The 4,396-nt window shown below is 58.7% G+C and carries 3 protein-coding genes; 1 reads left to right on the top strand and 2 read right to left on the bottom strand.

What is annotated here, in order from left to right; genetic code table 11:
- The coding region (locus E0F99_RS29145; protein ID WP_130909110.1) for a ribonucleotide-diphosphate reductase subunit beta at positions 1-907 on the bottom strand (907 nt) is incomplete at its 3' end.
- Positions 908-1,507: 600 nt separating this feature from the next.
- The gene (locus E0F99_RS29140) at positions 1,508-1,777 is read right to left on the bottom strand and encodes a DUF2790 domain-containing protein (RefSeq protein WP_083357143.1); all 270 of its coding nucleotides are present in this window, start codon (positions 1,775-1,777) and stop codon (positions 1,508-1,510) included.
- A 397-nt stretch (positions 1,778-2,174) separates the two neighbouring features.
- Between E0F99_RS29140 and acs the strand changes: the two genes are divergently transcribed.
- Positions 2,175-4,130: an acetate--CoA ligase gene (gene acs / locus E0F99_RS29135; RefSeq protein WP_083357144.1), complete on the top strand. Its 1,956-nt coding sequence runs from the start codon at positions 2,175-2,177 to the stop codon at positions 4,128-4,130.
- Positions 4,131-4,396 lie beyond the last annotated feature (266 nt).

Raw genomic sequence — 4,396 nt, 5'->3', positions numbered from 1 at the left:
TACCGAAGTTCAGGTGCATCGACTCGTCGCGCAGGATGTACTGGAACTGCTCGGCGACGCCGGTCATTTTGTTGCGGCGGCCCATGGACAGGATCTGGGTGAAGCCGCAGTAGAAGAAGATGCCTTCCAGGACGCAGTAGTAGGCGACCAGGTTGCGCAGCAGTTCTTTGTCGGTGTCGACGGTGCCGGTTTCGAACTTCGGATCGGAGATCGAGCGGGTGTACTTGAGGCCCCAGGCGGCTTTTTTAGCCACCGATGGGATCTCGTGGTACATGTTGAAGATCTCGCCTTCATCCATGGCCAACGATTCGATGCAGTACTGGTAGGCGTGGGTGTGGATCGCTTCTTCGAAGGCCTGGCGCAGGATGTACTGGCGGCACTCCGGGTTGGTGATCAGGCGGTACACGGCCAGCACCAGGTTGTTGGCGACCAACGAGTCGGCGGTGGAGAAGAAGCCGAGGTTGCGCATGACGATGCGGCGCTCGTCGTCGGTCAGGCCTTCGGGGGTTTTCCACAGGGCGATGTCGGCGGTCATGTTGACCTCTTGCGGCATCCAGTGGTTGGCGCAGCCGTCGAGGTACTTCTGCCAGGCCCAGTCGTACTTGAAGGGCACGAGTTGGTTGAGGTCGGCGCGGCAGTTGATCATGCGGTTTTCGTCAACGGCGACGCGGGCGGCGGAGCCTTCCAGCTCGGCGAGGCCTTCGGCGACGTCGAGCTTGTCCAGGGCAGCCTTGGCGCGCACGATGGCGGCGGAGTCACTGGCGGTGACGGCGCGGGCTTCGATGGCGGCGGCAGCGCCGGCACCGTCGAGGCGGTCCATGTTGGCTTCGGTGGCGTGGCCGGCGTTGGCGCCTTTAGCAACTACTTCGCCGTCTTCTTCTTTGTCGAATTCGTCCCAGCTCAGCATGACGTGTCGTCTCCTGCGTGAGGGCTCAAGGGTGCCCGTGTGAAACCGGATGGTTGGGTGTTCACACGGCCCTCGGGCCGCGGTGGATCTTAAGGAATCGTTTGTTGCAACCGCTAGCGCAGGCATTAAACGCAATTGGGTGAACGGGTGCTCTGCGTGAGGCTTGAGGGGCGGAGCGACAGGTGCATGCTCCTGCGGAGGCCTCAGGTCTGGCTCTTCATCCCAGTGTAAAGGAATATTGCAGGCCCGATTTACCCGCGCATTATAAGGAAAAATTTGTCTTTGTGTTGCGGCGGATGGTCACGATGGAGGGCCAAAATGGTGTGGTTTTCGGTCAAGGCGTGTGTTTGCAAGGCTTTGCTGGGCTAGGATTTTTTTGACGGGCGGCGGGATGTTTTTTGTAGGGCGGGGGAGTTGGGCTTCTGGGGAGTAAAAATGCTGGGAAGGGTGCAGGGTTTTGAGGTGTTGGTGTGGCGGGTATCGCTTTCGCGAGCAAGCCCGCTCCCACATTTGGACCCTGGTGTGTCAGCTGGCTCTTTGCCGCAAGAACGATTTCTTGCGGCGAATAAGATCAGGGGTTAATGCCTTTATAAGAAGTTGTTATCCGTTAGAGCAACCATTGCCCATTACTTGGTAATTAAGAATATGGCGTTGACCGTGTGAGTCTTCATATTCCATCTTTACCGGTACGACTTGGCAGACGTTAGGGATGTCGCTCATGGACAGTACTTTGGCCACATCCAAGTGTGTGCTGTAGGTGTAATCTTCAACAATCGGGGCGTTCTGCCCGGCCAGCTCAGTCGGGGCTTCGTCGGCCAGGGCGGCGGTAGCGCACACGCTGCTGAGGGCCATCACTGCTAAAGCTTTCATTTCTCTTTTTACCTTCTTCTGGGCGAAAGGGGTCACGGGGCCCTTATAAGGCCGCGTGTGTAACTTAGGGTGGGTGAGTTCGGATTAACGTTGCCTTCGTGGGGGCTGTTACGGTGTTAATCACAGTGCCGTGTTGGCGGAGCTGATTTTAGGCGTGCGGGTTATATTCATATACCCGTGCTTTTGATAAACACTATTGGCGGTTTTTGTAACAATCCCGTGGTAAAGGTTTTTTCATGCAGCGCCAAAGCCACGCAGGCCGCGGGCCAGAGCCATAAATGGGGATAGCTGGGTATTTTGTAGGGTCTTGTTACTACCATCGTCGAATGGTTCTATAGGCCCACCCCGGCTACAACAGGGGCCATACAACAACAACTATGTCACCGAGGTAAGAAAGATGAGTGCGGCTTCCCTGTACCCCGTTCGCCCCGAAGTAGCAGCCAACACGCTGACCGACGAGGCGACCTACAAGGCCATGTACCAGCAGTCGGTGGTCAACCCCGATGGTTTCTGGCGTGAGCAAGCCAAGCGCCTTGACTGGGTCAAGCCTTTCACCGCGGTCAAGCAGACCTCTTTCGACGACCACCATGTCGACATCAAATGGTTTGCCGATGGCACCCTGAACGTTTCCTACAACTGCCTGGACCGTCACCTCGCCGAGCGTGGCGATCAGGCGGCGATCATCTGGGAGGGCGATGACCCTTCCGAAAGCCGCACCATCACTTACCGCGAGCTGCATGAAGAAGTCTGCAAGTTCGCCAACGCCCTGCGCGGCCAGGATGTGCATCGCGGCGACGTGGTGACTATCTATATGCCGATGATCCCCGAGGCCGTGGTCGCCATGTTGGCCTGTACCCGCATCGGTGCGATTCACTCCGTGGTGTTCGGCGGTTTCTCGCCTGAGGCCCTGGCCGGTCGCATTATCGACTGTAAGTCGAAGGTGGTAATCACCGCCGACGAAGGCATTCGCGCGGGTAAGAAAATTCCGCTGAAGGCCAACGTCGATGACGCGCTGACCAACCCGGAAACCAGCAGCATCCAGAAAGTCATCGTGTGCAAGCGCACCAATGGCAGCATCAAGTGGAACCAGCACCGGGACATCTGGTACGAAGACCTGATGAAAGTGGCGGGCACCGTGTGTGCGCCCAAAGAAATGGGCGCCGAAGAAGCGCTGTTCATCCTCTACACCTCCGGTTCCACCGGCAAGCCTAAAGGCGTGCAGCACACCACTGGCGGCTACCTGCTCTACGCAGCCCTGACCCACGAGCGTGTGTTTGACTACCGCCCGGGCGAAATCTACTGGTGCACCGCCGACGTCGGCTGGGTTACCGGCCACACCTATATTGTCTACGGCCCACTGGCCAATGGCGCGACCACGCTGTTGTTTGAAGGCGTGCCGAACTACCCGGACATCACCCGTGTCGGCAAGATCGTCGACAAGCACAAGGTCAATATCCTCTACACCGCGCCCACTGCGATCCGCGCGATGATGGCTTCGGGCACCGCTGCTTGCGAAGGCGTGGATGGCAGCAGCTTGCGCCTGCTCGGTTCGGTGGGTGAGCCGATTAACCCGGAAGCTTGGGACTGGTACTACAAGAACGTCGGCCAATCCCGTTGCCCGATCGTCGACACTTGGTGGCAGACCGAAACCGGCGCCACCCTGATGAGCCCACTGCCGGGCGCTCACGCCCTTAAGCCGGGCTCGGCTGCACGGCCGTTCTTCGGCGTGGTGCCGGCACTTGTGGACAACCTGGGCAACATCATCGAGGGCGCTGCCGAAGGCAACCTGGTGATCCTCGATTCGTGGCCAGGCCAGGCGCGCACGCTGTACGGCGACCATGACCGTTTCGTCGATACCTACTTCAAGACCTTCCGTGGCATGTATTTCACGGGTGACGGCGCGCGTCGCGATGAAGATGGCTACTGGTGGATCACGGGCCGTGTGGATGACGTGCTGAACGTGTCCGGCCACCGTATGGGCACCGCCGAGATTGAAAGCGCCATGGTTGCCCACCCGAAAGTCGCCGAAGCGGCGGTGGTGGGTGTGCCGCATGACATCAAGGGCCAGGGCATCTATGTGTATGTCACGCTCAAGAATGGCGAAGAGCCGAATGAAGCGCTGCGCCTGGAGCTGAAAAACTGGGTGCGCAAAGAGATCGGGCCGATTGCTTCGCCGGATGTGATCCAGTGGGCGCCGGGCTTGCCGAAGACGCGCTCGGGGAAAATCATGCGCAGGATCTTGCGCAAGATCGCCACGGCTGAGTATGACGGGTTGGGCGATATCTCCACGTTGGCCGATCCGGGTGTGGTGGCGCACTTGATTGAAACGCACAAGACCATGAACGTCGCGTAAGGCGAGCTGCGTGGTACAAAGCCTCATTCGGCGTGAGCCGGGTGGGGCTTTTTTGTGGGTTCTGAAAACCGATGCAAATCACCTGTGGGAGCGGGCTTGCTCGCGAATGCGGTGGGTCAGCTATCCATCTGCTAACTGATACACCGCATTCGCGAGCAAGCCCAGACTGGAAGGACGGCGGGGAGGGAAAGAAGGTTAGCATGAGGGTTAGTCTAGGGGGGTGCCGGAGACTTGAAAAAACACACACAAAGAAGTAACAGATGTAC

This window comes from Pseudomonas antarctica (assembly GCF_900624995.1).
GTDB lineage: Bacteria > Pseudomonadota > Gammaproteobacteria > Pseudomonadales > Pseudomonadaceae > Aquipseudomonas > Aquipseudomonas antarctica.
The sequence above is the reverse complement of the archived record's forward strand: the minus strand, read 5'-3'. Positions and strand labels throughout refer to the sequence as shown.